The organism is Escherichia sp. XD33, from assembly GCF_019375075.1.
GTDB classification, from domain to species: domain Bacteria; phylum Pseudomonadota; class Gammaproteobacteria; order Enterobacterales; family Enterobacteriaceae; genus Enterobacter; species Enterobacter flexneri_A.
This window is the reverse complement of record NZ_JAENDM010000069.1, coordinates 1-14,988: the sequence shown is the minus strand read 5'-3', so window position 1 is coordinate 14,988 and position 14,988 is coordinate 1. Positions and strand designations below refer to the sequence as shown.

16 protein-coding genes and 1 pseudogene are annotated in these 14,988 nt (G+C 49.1%); 13 read left to right on the top strand and 4 right to left on the bottom strand.

Going from position 1 to position 14,988, the window contains the following annotated elements:
- The 13 genes from K0778_RS22915 to gspO all read left to right on the top strand — a co-directional run.
- Nucleotides 1–158: IS1 family transposase (locus tag K0778_RS22915; RefSeq protein ID WP_213131679.1), on the top strand; the 158-nt coding region annotated here is incomplete at its 5' end.
- A gap of 125 nt (nt 159–283) precedes the next feature.
- A complete protein-coding gene (gspC, locus tag K0778_RS22910; protein WP_001142708.1) occupies nt 284–1,099 on the top strand; it encodes a type II secretion system protein GspC in 816 nt (271 codons plus the stop codon).
- Nucleotides 1,083–3,035: a type II secretion system secretin GspD gene (gene gspD / locus K0778_RS22905; protein WP_001618889.1), complete on the top strand. Its 1,953-nt coding sequence runs from the start codon at nt 1,083–1,085 to the stop codon at nt 3,033–3,035. The genes gspC and gspD overlap by 17 nt, the downstream gene beginning before the upstream one ends.
- Nucleotides 3,036–3,044: 9 nt before the next feature.
- On the top strand, nt 3,045–4,526 hold the full coding sequence (gene gspE / locus K0778_RS22900; protein ID WP_001219894.1) for a type II secretion system ATPase GspE: 1,482 nt from the start codon (nt 3,045–3,047) through the stop codon (nt 4,524–4,526).
- Nucleotides 4,523–5,719: a type II secretion system inner membrane protein GspF gene (gspF, locus tag K0778_RS22895; protein ID WP_001109573.1), complete on the top strand. Its 1,197-nt coding sequence runs from the start codon at nt 4,523–4,525 to the stop codon at nt 5,717–5,719. The genes gspE and gspF overlap by 4 nt, the downstream gene beginning before the upstream one ends.
- Before the next feature lie 9 nt (nt 5,720–5,728).
- Nucleotides 5,729–6,166 carry a type II secretion system major pseudopilin GspG gene (gene gspG, locus K0778_RS22890; RefSeq protein WP_001202877.1) on the top strand — a complete coding sequence of 146 codons (438 nt, stop codon included), beginning with the start codon at nt 5,729–5,731 and terminating at the stop codon, nt 6,164–6,166.
- 7 nt (nt 6,167–6,173) lie between these two features.
- A complete protein-coding gene (gene gspH, locus K0778_RS22885; protein WP_001618891.1) occupies nt 6,174–6,683 on the top strand; it encodes a type II secretion system minor pseudopilin GspH in 510 nt (169 codons plus the stop codon).
- Nucleotides 6,680–7,057: a type II secretion system minor pseudopilin GspI gene (gene gspI, locus K0778_RS22880; RefSeq protein WP_001041743.1), complete on the top strand. Its 378-nt coding sequence runs from the start codon at nt 6,680–6,682 to the stop codon at nt 7,055–7,057. Before gspH ends, gspI begins: the two co-directional genes overlap by 4 nt.
- Entirely contained in the window at nt 7,050–7,637 is a 588-nt protein-coding gene (gene gspJ, locus K0778_RS22875) for a type II secretion system minor pseudopilin GspJ (protein ID WP_000610633.1), read from the top strand. The genes gspI and gspJ overlap by 8 nt, the downstream gene beginning before the upstream one ends.
- Nucleotides 7,630–8,613, top strand: coding sequence for a type II secretion system minor pseudopilin GspK (gene gspK, locus K0778_RS22870; RefSeq protein ID WP_063084446.1), 984 nt, complete (start codon nt 7,630–7,632; stop codon nt 8,611–8,613). The genes gspJ and gspK overlap by 8 nt, the downstream gene beginning before the upstream one ends.
- Nucleotides 8,614–8,627: 14 nt before the next feature.
- Nucleotides 8,628–9,791 (top strand): type II secretion system protein GspL, encoded by a 1,164-nt coding sequence (gene gspL, locus K0778_RS22865; protein ID WP_001618895.1) that lies wholly within the window; start codon nt 8,628–8,630, stop codon nt 9,789–9,791.
- Nucleotides 9,788–10,249: a type II secretion system protein GspM gene (gene gspM, locus K0778_RS22860; RefSeq protein WP_001295161.1), complete on the top strand. Its 462-nt coding sequence runs from the start codon at nt 9,788–9,790 to the stop codon at nt 10,247–10,249. The genes gspL and gspM overlap by 4 nt, the downstream gene beginning before the upstream one ends.
- Nucleotides 10,249–10,926 (top strand): prepilin peptidase GspO, encoded by a 678-nt coding sequence (gene gspO / locus K0778_RS22855; protein WP_000178161.1) that lies wholly within the window; start codon nt 10,249–10,251, stop codon nt 10,924–10,926. The genes gspM and gspO overlap by 1 nt, the downstream gene beginning before the upstream one ends.
- Before the next feature lie 28 nt (nt 10,927–10,954).
- Here gspO and bfr read toward each other — a convergent pair whose 3' ends face one another.
- The 4 genes and pseudogenes from bfr to tuf all read right to left on the bottom strand — a co-directional run.
- Nucleotides 10,955–11,431: a bacterioferritin gene (gene bfr, locus K0778_RS22850; protein WP_000675504.1), complete on the bottom strand. Its 477-nt coding sequence runs from the start codon at nt 11,429–11,431 to the stop codon at nt 10,955–10,957.
- A 71-nt stretch (nt 11,432–11,502) separates the two neighbouring features.
- Entirely contained in the window at nt 11,503–11,697 is a 195-nt protein-coding gene (gene bfd / locus K0778_RS22845) for a bacterioferritin-associated ferredoxin (RefSeq protein WP_000289085.1), read from the bottom strand.
- A gap of 168 nt (nt 11,698–11,865) precedes the next feature.
- Nucleotides 11,866–14,559, bottom strand: a complete 2,694-nt coding sequence (gene chiA, locus K0778_RS22840) for a bifunctional chitinase/lysozyme (RefSeq protein WP_020239449.1) — start codon at nt 14,557–14,559, stop codon at nt 11,866–11,868.
- Between the two features lie 291 nt (nt 14,560–14,850).
- Nucleotides 14,851–14,988: pseudogene (gene tuf / locus K0778_RS22835) on the bottom strand (elongation factor Tu); the annotation flags it as partial.

Here is a 14,988-nt window from a genome sequence, read left to right as displayed (position 1 = left end):
TTATCAGCAAGCGTTACACTCAGCGCATTGAGCGACATAATCTGAATCTGAGACAACATCTGGCAAGGCTGGGACGGAAGTCACTGTCGTTCTCAAAATCGGTGGAGCTGCATGACAAGATCATCGGGCATTATCTGAACATAAAACACTATCAGTAAGTTGGAGTCATTACCCATATTACTAATATAAATAAATTTTACTTGATTCATGCAAGCGGCATTAATACTATTTATACTAACGTCAATATACAACCCACCCAATCTATTTTATTAGAACATACATCGTGCCCACACTACGTTTCCCCTTCCATCTGGCGAATCATAATAAAGATGCTGCCATCAATATATTGATTATATTTATAAGCATAGGGTCGATTATTTTTAATGTGAATTATTTCCATACAACTATAGTTAAAAATGGACAGATCATTAATCAACCAACAAACGCATTTCAGTCTGATTTCAGCCTTGCCGCTTTATGGCGTAACGAAAATCATGCTGGGGTAAAAGATGCAAATCCCGTGGCAGTTAATCAGGAAACACCTAAGCTCTCTATAGCGCTTAATGGCATTGTACTCACATCGAATGATGAGACTTCTTTTGTCTTAATTAATGAGGGGAGCGAACAAAAGCGATACTCCCTCAACGAAGCCCTTGAGTCAGCGCCGGGAACGTTTATTAGAAAAATAAATAAAACCAGCGTTGTGTTTGAAACTCACGGGCATTACGAAAAAGTAACTCTCCATCCAGGGCTACCTGACATCATCAAGCAGCCTGATTCAGAAAGTCAAAATGTACTCGCTGATTATATTATCGCCACGCCTATACGTGATGGAGAACAGATATACGGGCTTCGATTGAACCCTCGTAAGGGCCTCAATGCATTTACCACCAGCTTGCTACAACCAGGGGATATCGCCCTCAGGATCAATAATCTTTCGCTGACCCACCCTGATGAGGTTTCACAGGCATTAAGTTTACTGCTAACTCAACAAAGTGCTCAGTTTACAATTCGTCGCAACGGCGTACCCCGCTTGATAAATGTTTCCGTCGGGGAACTTACAGGAATGAATGGACTGCGTCATGAAAGGACTCAATAAAATCACCTGCTGCTTGCTGGCAGCACTACTCATGCCTTGTGCAGGACACGCTGAGAACGAACAATACGGCGCGAACTTCAATAACGCCGATATCCGCCAGTTCGTGGAAATAGTGGGTCAGCATCTTGGCAAAACGATCCTGATCGACCCTTCGGTACAGGGAACCATTTCCGTACGCAGTAATGATACGTTTAGCCAACAGGAGTACTACCAGTTCTTTTTAAGTATTCTTGATCTTTACGGTTATTCCGTGATCACGCTGGACAATGGTTTTCTGAAAGTGGTTCGCTCAGCTAATGTAAAAACATCGCCAGGGATGATTGCTGACAGTTCTCGTCCAGGCGTAGGTGATGAGTTGGTCACCCGAATTGTACCGCTTGAGAACGTTCCTGCTCGTGACCTGGCCCCCCTGCTCCGCCAGATGATGGATGCGGGTAGCGTCGGTAATGTTGTGCATTATGAACCCTCCAACGTTCTTATTCTGACCGGTCGTGCCTCCACCATTAATAAACTGATTGAAGTCATAAAGCGCGTTGATGTCATCGGCACAGAGAAGCAGCAAATTATTCATCTGGAATATGCGTCAGCGGAAGATCTCGCCGAGATTCTTAATCAATTAATCAGCGAAAGCCACGGTAAAAGCCAGATGCCAGCCCTCCTCTCCGCGAAGATTGTGGCGGATAAGCGAACCAACTCTCTTATCATCAGTGGACCGGAAAAAGCACGCCAGCGCATCACTTCATTACTGAAAAGCCTTGATGTCGAAGAGAGCGAGGAAGGAAATACCCGGGTTTATTACCTGAAATATACTAAAGCCACGAATCTGGTGGAAGTGCTAACCGGTGTTTCCGAAAAGCTGAAAGATGAAAAAGGGAATGCGCGTAAGCCCTCCTCTTCTGGCGCGATGGATAACGTCGCCATTACCGCCGATGAACAGACTAACTCTCTGGTCATTACCGCTGACCAGTCCGTCCAGGAAAAACTCGCCACGGTAATTGCGCGTCTGGACATTCGCCGTGCACAGGTGCTGGTTGAGGCAATCATCGTTGAAGTTCAGGATGGAAATGGACTAAACCTCGGCGTGCAATGGGCGAATAAAAACGTTGGCGCACAGCAATTTACCAATACCGGATTACCGATTTTTAACGCTGCGCAAGGTGTGGCTGATTATAAAAAGAATGGTGGGATCACCAGCGCGAATCCTGCCTGGGATATGTTTAGCGCCTACAATGGCATGGCCGCAGGCTTCTTCAATGGCGACTGGGGAGTACTGCTTACCGCGCTGGCCAGTAACAATAAAAATGACATCCTCGCCACCCCAAGCATCGTAACGCTGGATAATAAACTCGCGTCCTTCAACGTGGGGCAGGATGTGCCGGTGCTATCCGGGTCACAGACCACTTCAGGGGATAACGTCTTTAATACCGTCGAACGCAAAACGGTGGGGACAAAACTCAAAGTTACTCCGCAGGTCAATGAAGGCGACGCGGTGTTGCTCGAAATAGAGCAGGAAGTCTCCAGCGTTGACTCTTCCTCTAACTCGACGCTCGGCCCGACGTTTAATACCCGTACTATTCAAAACGCCGTGCTGGTCAAAACCGGTGAAACGGTGGTCCTGGGCGGATTGCTGGATGATTTTTCTAAAGAGCAAGTGTCAAAGGTTCCTCTGCTTGGCGATATTCCTTTAGTGGGGCAACTCTTCCGCTATACCTCCACCGAGCGCGCTAAACGCAACCTGATGGTATTTATCCGTCCGACGATTATCCGTGACGATGATGTTTATCGCTCACTGTCAAAAGAGAAATACACCCGTTACCGTCAGGAGCAACAACAGCGGATCGACGGGAAATCAAAAGCGCTGGTTGGCTCGGAAGATTTGCCGGTGCTGGATGAAAACACGTTCAACAGTCACGCCCCTGCGCCATCGTCACGGTGAGGCATTCATATGAGAATTCACTCACCGTACCCCGCCAGTTGGGCGCTGGCACAACGAATTGGTTATCTCTATTCAGAGGGCGAGATTATTTATCTCGCCGATACGCCATTCGAGCGGTTACTCGATATTCAACGTCAGGTTGGCCAGTGCCAGACCATGACCAGCTTGTCACAGGCTGATTTTGAAGCTCGGCTGGAAGCGGTATTCCATCAGAATACCGGTGAGTCGCAACAGATTGCGCAGGATATCGATCAATCCGTCGATCTTCTCTCGCTTTCGGAAGAGATGCCCGCAAATGAAGATCTCCTGAATGAAGATTCAGCGGCACCGGTTATCCGCTTGATCAATGCGATTTTGAGTGAGGCCATCAAAGAAACCGCCTCTGATATCCACATTGAAACCTATGAAAAAACAATGTCGATCCGTTTTCGCATCGACGGCGTTTTGCGGACAATTTTACAGCCAAACAAAAAACTGGCGGCACTGCTTATCTCCCGAATTAAGGTCATGGCTCGTCTTGATATCGCCGAAAAACGTATTCCACAGGATGGAAGAATTAGTTTGCGTATCGGGCGACGTAACATAGATGTCCGCGTATCCACACTGCCGTCCATCTATGGTGAACGCGCCGTACTCCGCCTGCTGGATAAAAACAGCCTCCAGCTTTCATTGAACAACCTGGGGATGACGGCAGCGGATAAGCAGGATTTAGAAAATCTCATTCAGCTTCCGCACGGTATTATCCTGGTGACAGGGCCGACAGGCTCCGGTAAAAGCACCACGCTCTACGCCATCCTTTCGGCGCTGAATACTCCCGGCCGCAATATTCTGACGGTAGAAGATCCCGTGGAATATGAGCTGGAAGGCATTGGGCAAACGCAGGTGAATACCCGTGTGGATATGTCTTTCGCTCGCGGCCTGCGCGCCATACTTCGCCAGGACCCGGATGTCGTCATGGTGGGGGAAATTCGTGATACAGAAACCGCGCAGATTGCGGTTCAGGCCTCGCTCACCGGCCATCTGGTACTCTCAACACTCCACACTAACAGTGCATCAGGCGCAGTGACCCGGCTCCGCGACATGGGCGTCGAATCATTCCTGCTTTCGTCTTCCCTGGCAGGGATTATCGCGCAACGTCTGGTTCGTCGCCTGTGTCCGCAATGCCGACAATTCACGCCCGTATCACCCCAACAAGCGCAGATGTTTAAATATCATCAGCTCGCGGTGACAACAATTGGCACTCCCGTAGGCTGCCCTCATTGCCATCAATCCGGCTATCAGGGGCGCATGGCGATCCACGAAATGATGGTGGTGACGCCGGAATTACGGGCCGCTATTCATGAAAATGTGGATGAACAAGCACTGGAGCGACTAGTCCGGCAACAACACAAGGCCTTAATCAAAAATGGCCTGCAAAAAGTGATAAGCGGTGACACCTCCTGGGATGAGGTTATGCGCGTCGCCAGTGCCACGCTGGAGAGCGAAGCATGAATTATCGCTATCGCGCCATGACCCAGGATGGTCAAAAATTGCAAGGGATCATTGATGCTAACGATGAACGTCAGGCACGACTGCGGCTGCGTGAAGAAGGGCTTTTCCTGCTGGATATTCGCCCCCAAAAAAGTTCGGGAGTAAAAACACGTCGCCCGAGGATCAGCCATAGTGAACTGACGCTTTTCACCCGGCAGTTGGCAACCTTAAGCGCAGCGGCATTACCCCTGGAAGAGAGCCTTGCCGTAATCGGTCAACAAAGCAGTAATAAACGACTGGGTGACGTGTTAAATCAGGTACGCAGCGCCATCCTTGAAGGGCATCCCCTTTCCGATGCATTACAGCATTTTCCCACGCTTTTCGATTCGCTCTATCGTACCCTGGTAAAAGCGGGCGAAAAGAGCGGGCTGCTGGCCCCGGTGTTGGAAAAGCTGGCTGATTACAATGAAAACCGGCAGAAAATCCGCAGCAAGCTCATTCAGTCACTGATCTACCCCTGTATGCTCACTACGGTGGCGATTGGGGTCGTGATTATTCTCCTCACTGCTGTCGTGCCCAAAATTACCGAACAGTTCGTGCATATGAAGCAGCAACTGCCGCTGAGTACACGCATTCTTTTAGGTCTGAGCGACACGTTGCAACGTACCGGCCCGACATTATTAGCGACGGTGTTTATTGTCGCTGTAGGTTTCTGGCTCTGGTTAAAACGCGGCAATAACCGCCACCGTTTTCATGCCATGTTGCTGCGCGTTGCGCTCATCGGCCCGCTGATTTGCGCCATCAACAGCGCACGTTATCTCCGTACCTTAAGTATTTTGCAATCCAGCGGCGTCCCTCTGCTGGATGGGATGAATTTGTCCACCGAAAGCCTCAACAACCTCGAAATTCGCCAGCGTCTGGCAAATGCAGCAGAGAACGTCCGCCAGGGTAACAGCATTCATCTTTCGCTGGAACAAACCGCAATTTTCCCGCCGATGATGCTCTACATGGTGGCCTCTGGCGAAAAAAGCGGGCAGCTCGGCACGTTAATGGTCAGAGCCGCAGATAACCAGGAGACACTCCAACAAAATCGGATCGCCTTAACGCTCTCCATCTTCGAGCCAGCGCTCATTATTACGATGGCACTGATCGTCCTGTTTATTGTCGTTTCGGTACTCCAACCTCTTCTTCAACTTAACTCAATGATTAATTAAGGAAAGCATATGCGCGCAACGGATAAGCAACGCGGTTTTACATTACTGGAAATTATGGTGGTGATCGTCATTATCGGCGTACTTGCCAGCCTGGTGGTTCCCAACCTGATGGGCAATAAAGAAAAGGCGGATAAGCAAAAAGCCGTCAGCGATATTGTGGCGCTGGAAAACGCCCTGGATATGTACAAGCTCGACAATCATCGCTATCCAACCACAAATCAGGGGCTTGAATCCTTAGTAGAAGCGCCGACACTGCCACCGCTGGCCGCAAACTATAACAAGGAAGGTTATATCAAGCGTCTGCCTGCCGATCCCTGGGGCAATGATTATGTCCTCGTTAATCCTGGTGAACATGGTGCATACGATCTGCTTTCAGCAGGGCCCGATGGTGAAATGGGAACCGAGGACGACATCACCAACTGGGGTTTGAGCAAGAAGAAAAAGTAAGTCAGCGATGAATCAGCAACGCGGGTTTACCCTGCTGGAGATGATGCTGGTGCTGGCGCTGGTCGCTATCACGGCAAGTGTGGTGCTCTTCACATATGGTCGGGAGGATGTCGCCAACACTCGTGCGCGCGAAACAGCGGCGCGGTTTACCGCTGCACTTGAATTAGCCATCGACCGCGCCACGCTCAGTGGTCAGCCTGTCGGTATCCATTTCTCTGATTCAGCATGGCGCATTATGGTACCGGGCAAAACACCATCAGCCTGGCGCTGGGTTCCATTACAAGAAGATGCCGCAGACGAGAGCCAAAATGACTGGGATGAAGAACTCTCAATTCATCTTCAGCCATTTAAACCTGATGACAGCAACCAGCCACAGGTGGTGATTCTGGCCGACGGACAAATCACGCCCTTCTATTTGTTGATGGCTAACGCCGGGACCGGTGAGCCGCTCCTGACGTTAGTCTGTTCAGGCTCATGGCCACTGGATCAAACGCTCGCCAGAGATACCCGCCCATGAACAAACAATCAGGGATGACACTGCTTGAAGTCTTACTGGCGATGAGTATTTTCACCGCTGTTGCTCTGACTTTAATGAGCAGTATGCAAGGGCAACGAAATGCCATCGAGCGAATGCGTAACGAGACGCTGGCATTGTGGATAGCGGATAACCAGCTTCAGTCACAAGATTCATTCGGCGAGGAAAACACGTCCAGTTCTGGCAAAGAGTTAATAAATGGCGAAGAGTGGAACTGGCGCAGCGATATCCACTCAAGCAAAGACGGCACGCTTCTGGAACGCACCATAACAGTGACATTACCCAGCGGTCAGACAACCTCGCTTACGCGTTATCAAAGCATCGATAATAAATCCGGGCAGGCACAAGATGATTAATCGCCAGCAGGGTTTCACATTGCTGGAGGTCATGGCGGCGCTGGCGATTTTCTCAATGCTTAGCGTGCTGGCGTTTATGATTTTTTCGCAAGCTTCCGAGTTGCATCAACGCTCACAGAAAGAAATCCAGCAGTTCAATCAGCTACAGCGCACCATCACCATTCTTGATAACGATCTCCTGCAACTGGTCGCCCGGAGGAATCGGAGTACGGACAAAATCATGGTGTTGGGTGAAGAAGCTATTTTTACCACGCAAAGTCGCGATCCGCTGGCTCCTCTCAGTGAAGCACAAACCTTACTCACTGTTCACTGGTATCTGCGAAATCATACGCTCTACCGTGCTGTTCGTACTTCTGTGGATGGCAGGAAGGATCAACCCGCCCAGGCGATGCTGGAACATGTCGAGAGCTTTCTTCTGGAAAGTAACAGCGGGGAAAGCCAGGAACTTCCTCTCTCAGTCACGTTACATCTGCAGACTCAGCAATATGGGGCGTTACAGCGCCGTTTTGCATTACCTGAGCAGTTAGCGAGAGAAGAGTCGCCAGCTCAGACGCAGGCCGGGAATAATAACCATGAATAATGAACAACGCGGCGTCGCGCTGCTCATTGTACTCATGTTACTGGCGCTCATGGCTGCTCTGGCAGCAGACATGACGCTCAGTTTTCACAGCCAGCTTCAGCGAACCCGCCAGGTAAACCATCATCTGCAACGGCAATATGATATTGAACTGGCGGAGAAACTTGCGCTTGCCAGCCTCACCCAGGACGTTAAAGATAACGACAGACAGACCACGTTGCAGCAGTACTGGGCACAGCCACAACAGTTGCAGCTGGAAGATGGCAATACAGTGAAGTGGCAGTTACGCGATGCCCAGCACTGTTTTAATCTCAATGCGTTAGCAAAAATCTCTGACGACCCGCTGGCTTCCCCTGATTTCCCCGCCCAGGTATTCAGTGCGCTGCTGATTAACGCCGGTATCGATCGCGGAAACACCGATGAGATCGTGCAATCAATCGCTGACTATATTGATGTCGATGACTCACCACGCTTTCACGGCGCAGAAGATAACTTTTACCAAAGCCAGACGCCGCCCCGGCATAGTGCCAATCAGATGCTTTTTCTGACTGGCGAATTACGTCAGATAAAAGGCATAACCGAAAACATCTATCAGCGGCTTATCCCGTATGTCTGCGTTCTCCCGACCACGGAACTTAGCATCAATCTTAATATGCTAACGGAGAACGATATTCCGATCTTCAGAGCGTTATTCCTCAATAACATCACGGATGCTGACGCTCGGGTCTTATTGCAAAAAAGGCCGAGGGAAGGCTGGCTAACCACGGATGCATTTCTTTACTGGGCGCAGCAGGATTTCTCCGGCGTGAAGCCTCTGGTTGCTCAGGTGAAAGGGCATCTCTTTCCCTATAGCCGCTATTTTACGCTGAGTACGGAAAGTATCAGCGACGAACAATCCCAGGGATGGAAAAGCCATATTTTCTTCAACCGTAAACAGCAGAGCGCCCAAATCTATCGGCGTACGCTGCAACTCTACTAATCATAAGGATCGTGATGCCTGAATCGTTGATGGTCATACGTTCTTCCTCGACGCTGCGTAAGCATTGGGAATGGATGACGTTCTCCGCAGATAGCGTATCTTCGGTACATACGCTCACGGACGATCTTCCGCTGGAGTCGCTGGCCGATCAGCCCGGTGCCGGAAATGTTCATCTTTTGATCCCACCAGAGGGCCTTTTATATCGTTCCCTCACGCTGCCCAACGCCAAATACAAACTCACCGCACAAACATTACAATGGCTGGCAGAGGAGACGTTACCCGACAACACCCAGGACTGGCACTGGACGGTTGTCGATAAACAAAACGAAAGTGTCGAGGTGATAGGCATTCAGTCGGAGAAACTCGGTCGCTATCTTGAGCGTTTACATACTGCCGGACTCAACGTGACGCGGGTTTTGCCAGATGGCTGCTATCTTCCCTGGGAAGTAGATAGCTGGACTCTGGTTAACCAGCAAACAAGCTGGCTCATTCGCAGTGCCGCACATGCCTTCAACGAACTGGATGAACACTGGTTACAGCATCTTGCTGCCCAGTTTCCGCCTGAGAATATGCTTTGTTATGGTGTAGTACCTCACGGCGTTGCAGCGGCCAATCCACTTATCCAGCATCCTGAAATACCATCACTGAGTTTGTATTCTGCCGATATTGCATTCCAGCGCTATGACATGCTGCATGGTATTTTTCGTAAACAGAAAACTGTAAGCAAATCGGGAAAATGGCTCGCCCGCCTGGCAGTAAGCTGTCTCGTTCTCGCCATTCTTTCTTTTGTTGGCAGCCGGAGCATCGCGCTCTGGCATACGCTTAAGATTGAAGATCAACTTCAGCAACAACAGCAAGAAACCTGGCAACGTTATTTCCCGCAGATCAAACGCACCCACAATTTTCGTTTTTACTTTAAGCAGCAACTCGCTCAGCAATATCCTGAAGCTGTGCCGTTGCTCTATCATTTACAAACACTTCTGCTGGAACACCCTGAACTGCAGTTAATGGAGGCGAACTATAGCCAGAAGCAAAAGTCGCTGACCTTAAAAATGAGTGCTAAGAGTGAAGCCAATATCGATCGTTTCTGTGAGTTAACACAGTCCTGGCTTCCGATGGAAAAAACAGAAAAAGATCCGGTCAGTGGTGTATGGACAGTAAGGAACTCAGGGAAATGATTAAATCATGGTGGGCAGAAAAATCCACATCGGAAAAACAGATCGTTGCGGCACTGGCGGTTCTCTCGCTCGGCGTTTTTTGTTGGCTTGGGGTGATAAAACCGATAGATACCTACATTGCAGAGCATCAGTCCCACGCGCAAAAAATTAAGAAGGACATCAAATGGATGCAGGATCAAGCGAGCACCCATGGTTTACTCGGTCATCCTGCGCTTACGCAGCCCATCAAAAATATCCTTCTCGAGGAAGCAAAACGTGAGAATTTGGCTATCACGCTGGAAAACGGCCCGGACAATACTCTGACAATTCATCCTGTCACAGCTCCCCTCGAAAACGTCTCCCGCTGGCTCACTACGGCACAGGTAACATACGGTATTGTTATTGAAGACCTTCAGTTTACTCTTGCCGGAAACGAAGAGATCACCCTCAGGCATTTGTCCTTCAGGGAGCAACAATAATGACAATGCTACTGCCGCTCTTCATTCTGGTTGGTTTTATTGCAGGTTATTTTGTTAATGCCATCGCCTATCACCTCTCGCCGTTGGAGGATAAAACGGCGTTAACGTTTCGCCAGGTATTGGTTCATTTCAGGCAAAAAAAATATGCCTGGCATGATACAGTGCCCCTGATACTTTGTGTTGCTGCTGCTATCGCCTGCGCCCTGGCACCTTTCACGCCCATCGTGACTGGCGCACTCTTTCTCTATTTCTGTTTCGTACTCACGCTCAGTGTTATTGATTTTCGCACTCAGCTCCTGCCCGACAAACTCACCTTACCGCTGCTCTGGCTTGGCTTGGTATTTAATGCGCAGTATGGATTAATTGATTTACATGATGCGGTTTACGGCGCGGTAGCGGGCTATGGGGTGCTGTGGTGTGTTTACTGGGGCGTCTGGTTAGTTTGTCACAAAGAGGGATTGGGCTACGGTGATTTCAAGCTACTGGCCGCTGCAGGCGCATGGTGTGGCTGGCAAACGTTGCCAATGATACTGCTGATTGCCTCGCTGGGTGGCATTGGTTACGCCATCGTTTCACAACTTCTGCAACGCCGGACTATAACCACTATCGCATTCGGCCCGTGGCTTGCGCTCGGCAGCATGATAAACCTGGGGTATCTGGCCTGGATCTCTTATTAACCGGGAGGGTTCTCCCTCCCGACACGGCTCAACCTTCTTCGCGGATCTGTGCTTGCAGATAATTTTGCAGGCCCATCTTCTGAATCAGATCAAGTTCCGTTTCCAGCCAGTCGATATGGCCTTCTTCATCACGCAAAATTTCTATCATCATATCGCGGCTGACGTAATCATGAACGCTATCGGCATAACCAATTGCCTCACGCAAATTCTTCGCGCCATCCAGCTCAAGTGCCAGATCAGAACGCAGCATTTCCTCAACATCTTCACCAATGTTCAGTTTGCCCAGGTCCTGTAAGTTTGGAAGACCTTCCAGAAAAAGAATGCGCTCAATATAACGATCGGCGTGTTTCATCTCATCAATGGATTCATGATACTCCACATCATTGAGACGTTTGAGACCCCAGTTTTTAAACATTCGGGCATGGAGAAAGTACTGATTGATTGCGACAAGCTCATTTCCCAACAGTTTGTTGAGATAATTTATAACTTTAGTATCACCTTTCATTTTTTGACTCCTTCGCTTCCACTCTTTGAAGAGTAGAACGGCTTACGAGTAAGTCAAAAAACACACTCCGTTTATGCGGACTCCTTAAACTCCGGCAGCTGCATTAATTCATCCTCCATCACTTCACGCGCGGCCCGGACACATTTACCGCACTGATTGCCGACCGGAATAAATTTTTTTAATTGCTGGAACGAGTGAGGGGAAAACTGGCGCACAGCCTGACGAATTTTTTTATCGCTGATACCATTACAAAGACAAACGTACATAGAGACTCCCGTATACTTTCTTCAAAAATAAATGAAAATAGTTCTTATTTCAATTACGGAAAGACTCTTTTTTAAGCAAAGAATAGAAATATGAATAAAAATAATGGGCTACCAAAAGTAGCCCATTGACAAAAAATGCGGCGATACTGGAAGGTATCGCCAACACATTTATTGCTTAGTAAACGGCGCGAAGATTTCGCTAAATGCGTACTTCGGTGCCTGTTCTTTAGTCAGGCCGTGGAATTCCGGAGACAGGTTAGTGCCGCCCGGCAGGTCGCGCGCGATTGACCAGATACCAACCATACCGAGATTACGCTTCTGCGCATCCTGCATGACCAGACGAGCATCAGAGAGATAGAACACCTCGCCCTGAACGTCGTTCACGCCAACCATCGGCGTGGTACCCATCATAGCGTCAATTTCTGCATCGCTCTTATTGGGATGGAGGCCTTTCAATTGTGAATGCAGGTTGGCAATCGCAGACGTTGCACACTTACCGTGAATGTTCTGGCCTTCGGTATTTGCAGACTGACAAATCGCGTTACCGTAGTCCATTGTCATCACGTTCACACCCGCCAGCTCAACACCTTTCGCTTTGGCATCGCTCAGGACATTCATCCCTTCCGGCGTCAGGCCAGTCGGCAGAATTGGCAAGGTGTACCAGATAGCAATATCTTTGCCTTCTGACTTCCATTTATCCTGCACTTTCTTCACAGCAAGGTTACGACGTTCAATAGATGCCTGATCCGCAACCCAGGTGCCTTCGATATCGAAGTCCAGGACTTTGAGGTTCAGGTTATCAACGATGTCATAATAATGCTGCATCAGATCGTCTACGTTCTTACAGGAAGCAGCCAGCGGAGCGTTGTTAGCACCACCGATAGACAGCATCACATCGCCGCCAGCCTCACGCAGAGCTTTGATTTTGCTGTACTGAGCGTAATTCTGCATACCGTAAGCGGTACCCCATGTCGGCAGACAGGTGTTCGCATCTTTACTCACCACAAACGCCAGCGTGAAGTGGTTGACGTTATGATTCTTAGCCAGCGCAGCCAGATCCGGGATCGTATTCAGCGTAAAGTCGACATACGGTGCATAAACGTGTTTCGGCCACGCTTTCTTCGGCGTACCTACGCGCTCTTTGGTTCCGGTCCAGTCAACAAAAACACGCCACGGGTTGCTGTCAGAAGGAGAAACTTTCTGCACTTTACTCTGAGAAATGTAGTTCACACCGTTAAAGCGAATCAGCGTATCGCTGGCATAAAGCGTTTCTGGATTAAACTGCGGCGCATTATTCAGCTCTTCGTTGCTATAGCTCTGAGCCTTACCTAACGGCTTCCACGGGCGGCTATTGCTACCGGTGGCGTTTTGGTTCGCCACCAGAGCAGGGTTGTCACTTTGCGTCCAGAACAGCGCTTCATAAGCCTGCCCATCAACAACAACGCGATCACCTTTCACGTACACAGTGGATGCGGACCATGCTTTCGCCGGTTCGTATTTCTTCCACGGGTTATCGCCGCCCGGGACAAAGCCCCATGCGTCTTGATCGACAGAAGTTTTATAATGTGCATCGTTATAATCTACGATGCTGTCCGCGCTGTACGCTTTGCTGGCCTGGAAACCATCCGCAACAATGACGCCGCCGTTATCAATTTCACAGGTAGTCGGGTTACCGTACTGACTCAATTCCGCAGCGGTAGCTGTACGCTCGAGACGCCATGGGTTATTGGAGTTTTCAGCGCTGGTACCCCGTGGGCAATCTTTAGACCCAACCCACCAGGCGTTCTTGTAAACATTACCATTGAAAATAACATGGTAAATTTCGCTACCTTCCTGGCCGCTCCACGCTTGCAATGAGTAATCGTTAACGCTATCCGCTGGTGTTGATGGCTCGCTGTTATCCGGAGTTGGGGTCACCGGTGTTTCCGGAGTTGGATCAACCGGAGTCACAGCACCGCCATTATTATCCGGCTTAACGGAACAGGAGCCAGGGTTACCATACTGGCTGATTTCTGTTGCCGTTGCCGCGCGAACATAACGCCATGGGTTACTGGCATCGTTTTCTTTCGCATCGCCTGGGCAATTTGCCGCGCCTACCCACCAGGCGTTCTTATAAATGCCGCCGTTATAGATAACGTACCATGTAGAAGAACCTTCCTGACCTTTCCAGGCTACTACAGCATAGTTGTCGTTTGACTTATCAGCTGGGGCTGGCTGAACATCAGGAGCCGGTTTAACGTCCGGTGCCGGTTTCACATCCGGTGAAGGCTGTGGTGCTGAAGTACAGGACTGTGGATTACTGGTTTCTGAGATTTCCGTTGCCGTAGCGGCACGAACATAACGCCATGGGTTGCTGGCATCATTGCCTTTCGCATCACCCGGGCAGTTAGAAGAGGCTACCCACCAGGCATTCTTATATACCGCACCATTAAAGACGACATACCAGGTCTGACCGCCCTGCTGTTTATTCCAGGCAACTACAGAAGAATTAGACGGAACAGTGCCCTGTGCTGGTGTAGCCGAACCGCCATTAGCCGGCGTATTGGATGCAGGCGTATTTGAATTTGAAGAAGATGAGCTGCCGCTCTTTTCGCAGGAAAGTGTATTGCCATACTGACTAATTTCAGCAGCTGTCGCGGTACGCTTTAAACGCCACGGGTTAGTTGCATCATTTACTTTCGCTTTTCCCGGGCAATTTGTAGAAGAAACCCACCAGGCATTTTCATAAATTTTGCCATCGAAAATAACCTGATATTTATTACCACCTTGTTGGTTATTCCATGCTTCCATTGCCAATGCTGGCAGAGCGGAACACACCAGCCCCATACCAATCATAGATTTAGTAAATATATTTAATTTCATTATAATCCCTTGTGACGTAAAAACTGCAAAACAAAAGTCCTACGCAGGAATTATTTACGTTTTACGAGAACCCTTCAATATGAATTAAATTACGGCATTAAAAATAAGAAAAAAGCCTGACAAATGAAGCATTTTAAAAACAGAAACATTCATATTTAAAATGTTAAATTGAATTGATATTTTAAATATGAATAATTTATTCGTTCTGACAGTACGAATAAGATATGCCGTCAACAAATGCAAAAAGGGCGCCGAAGCGCCCTTTTCAATTCAAAACTAATTAACGTGTAATTAGCCCAGAACTTTAGCAACAACGCCCGCGCCAACGGTACGGCCGCCTTCACGGATTGCGAAACGCAGACCGTCGTCCATCGCGATCGGGTGGATCAGGGTAACAACCATTTTGATGTTGTCGCCCGGCATTACCAT

What these genes read in the sequence shown, in the direction of transcription:
- gspD (WP_001618889.1), top strand. Translation starts at nt 1,083, where the DNA reads ATGAAAGGACTCAATAAAATCACCTGCTGCTTGCTGGCAGCACTACTC.
- gspK (WP_063084446.1), top strand. Translation starts at nt 7,630, where the DNA reads ATGAATAATGAACAACGCGGCGTCGCGCTGCTCATTGTACTCATGTTA.
- gspG (WP_001202877.1), top strand. Translation starts at nt 5,729, where the DNA reads ATGCGCGCAACGGATAAGCAACGCGGTTTTACATTACTGGAAATTATG.
- gspL (WP_001618895.1), top strand. Translation starts at nt 8,628, where the DNA reads ATGCCTGAATCGTTGATGGTCATACGTTCTTCCTCGACGCTGCGTAAG.
- bfr (WP_000675504.1), bottom strand. Translation starts at nt 11,431, where the DNA reads ATGAAAGGTGATACTAAAGTTATAAATTATCTCAACAAACTGTTGGGA.
- gspO (WP_000178161.1), top strand. Translation starts at nt 10,249, where the DNA reads ATGACAATGCTACTGCCGCTCTTCATTCTGGTTGGTTTTATTGCAGGT.
- chiA (WP_020239449.1), bottom strand. Translation starts at nt 14,559, where the DNA reads ATGAAATTAAATATATTTACTAAATCTATGATTGGTATGGGGCTGGTG.
- gspH (WP_001618891.1), top strand. Translation starts at nt 6,174, where the DNA reads ATGAATCAGCAACGCGGGTTTACCCTGCTGGAGATGATGCTGGTGCTG.
- gspI (WP_001041743.1), top strand. Translation starts at nt 6,680, where the DNA reads ATGAACAAACAATCAGGGATGACACTGCTTGAAGTCTTACTGGCGATG.
- bfd (WP_000289085.1), bottom strand. Translation starts at nt 11,697, where the DNA reads ATGTACGTTTGTCTTTGTAATGGTATCAGCGATAAAAAAATTCGTCAG.
- gspF (WP_001109573.1), top strand. Translation starts at nt 4,523, where the DNA reads ATGAATTATCGCTATCGCGCCATGACCCAGGATGGTCAAAAATTGCAA.
- gspE (WP_001219894.1), top strand. Translation starts at nt 3,045, where the DNA reads ATGAGAATTCACTCACCGTACCCCGCCAGTTGGGCGCTGGCACAACGA.
- gspM (WP_001295161.1), top strand. Translation starts at nt 9,788, where the DNA reads ATGATTAAATCATGGTGGGCAGAAAAATCCACATCGGAAAAACAGATC.
- gspJ (WP_000610633.1), top strand. Translation starts at nt 7,050, where the DNA reads ATGATTAATCGCCAGCAGGGTTTCACATTGCTGGAGGTCATGGCGGCG.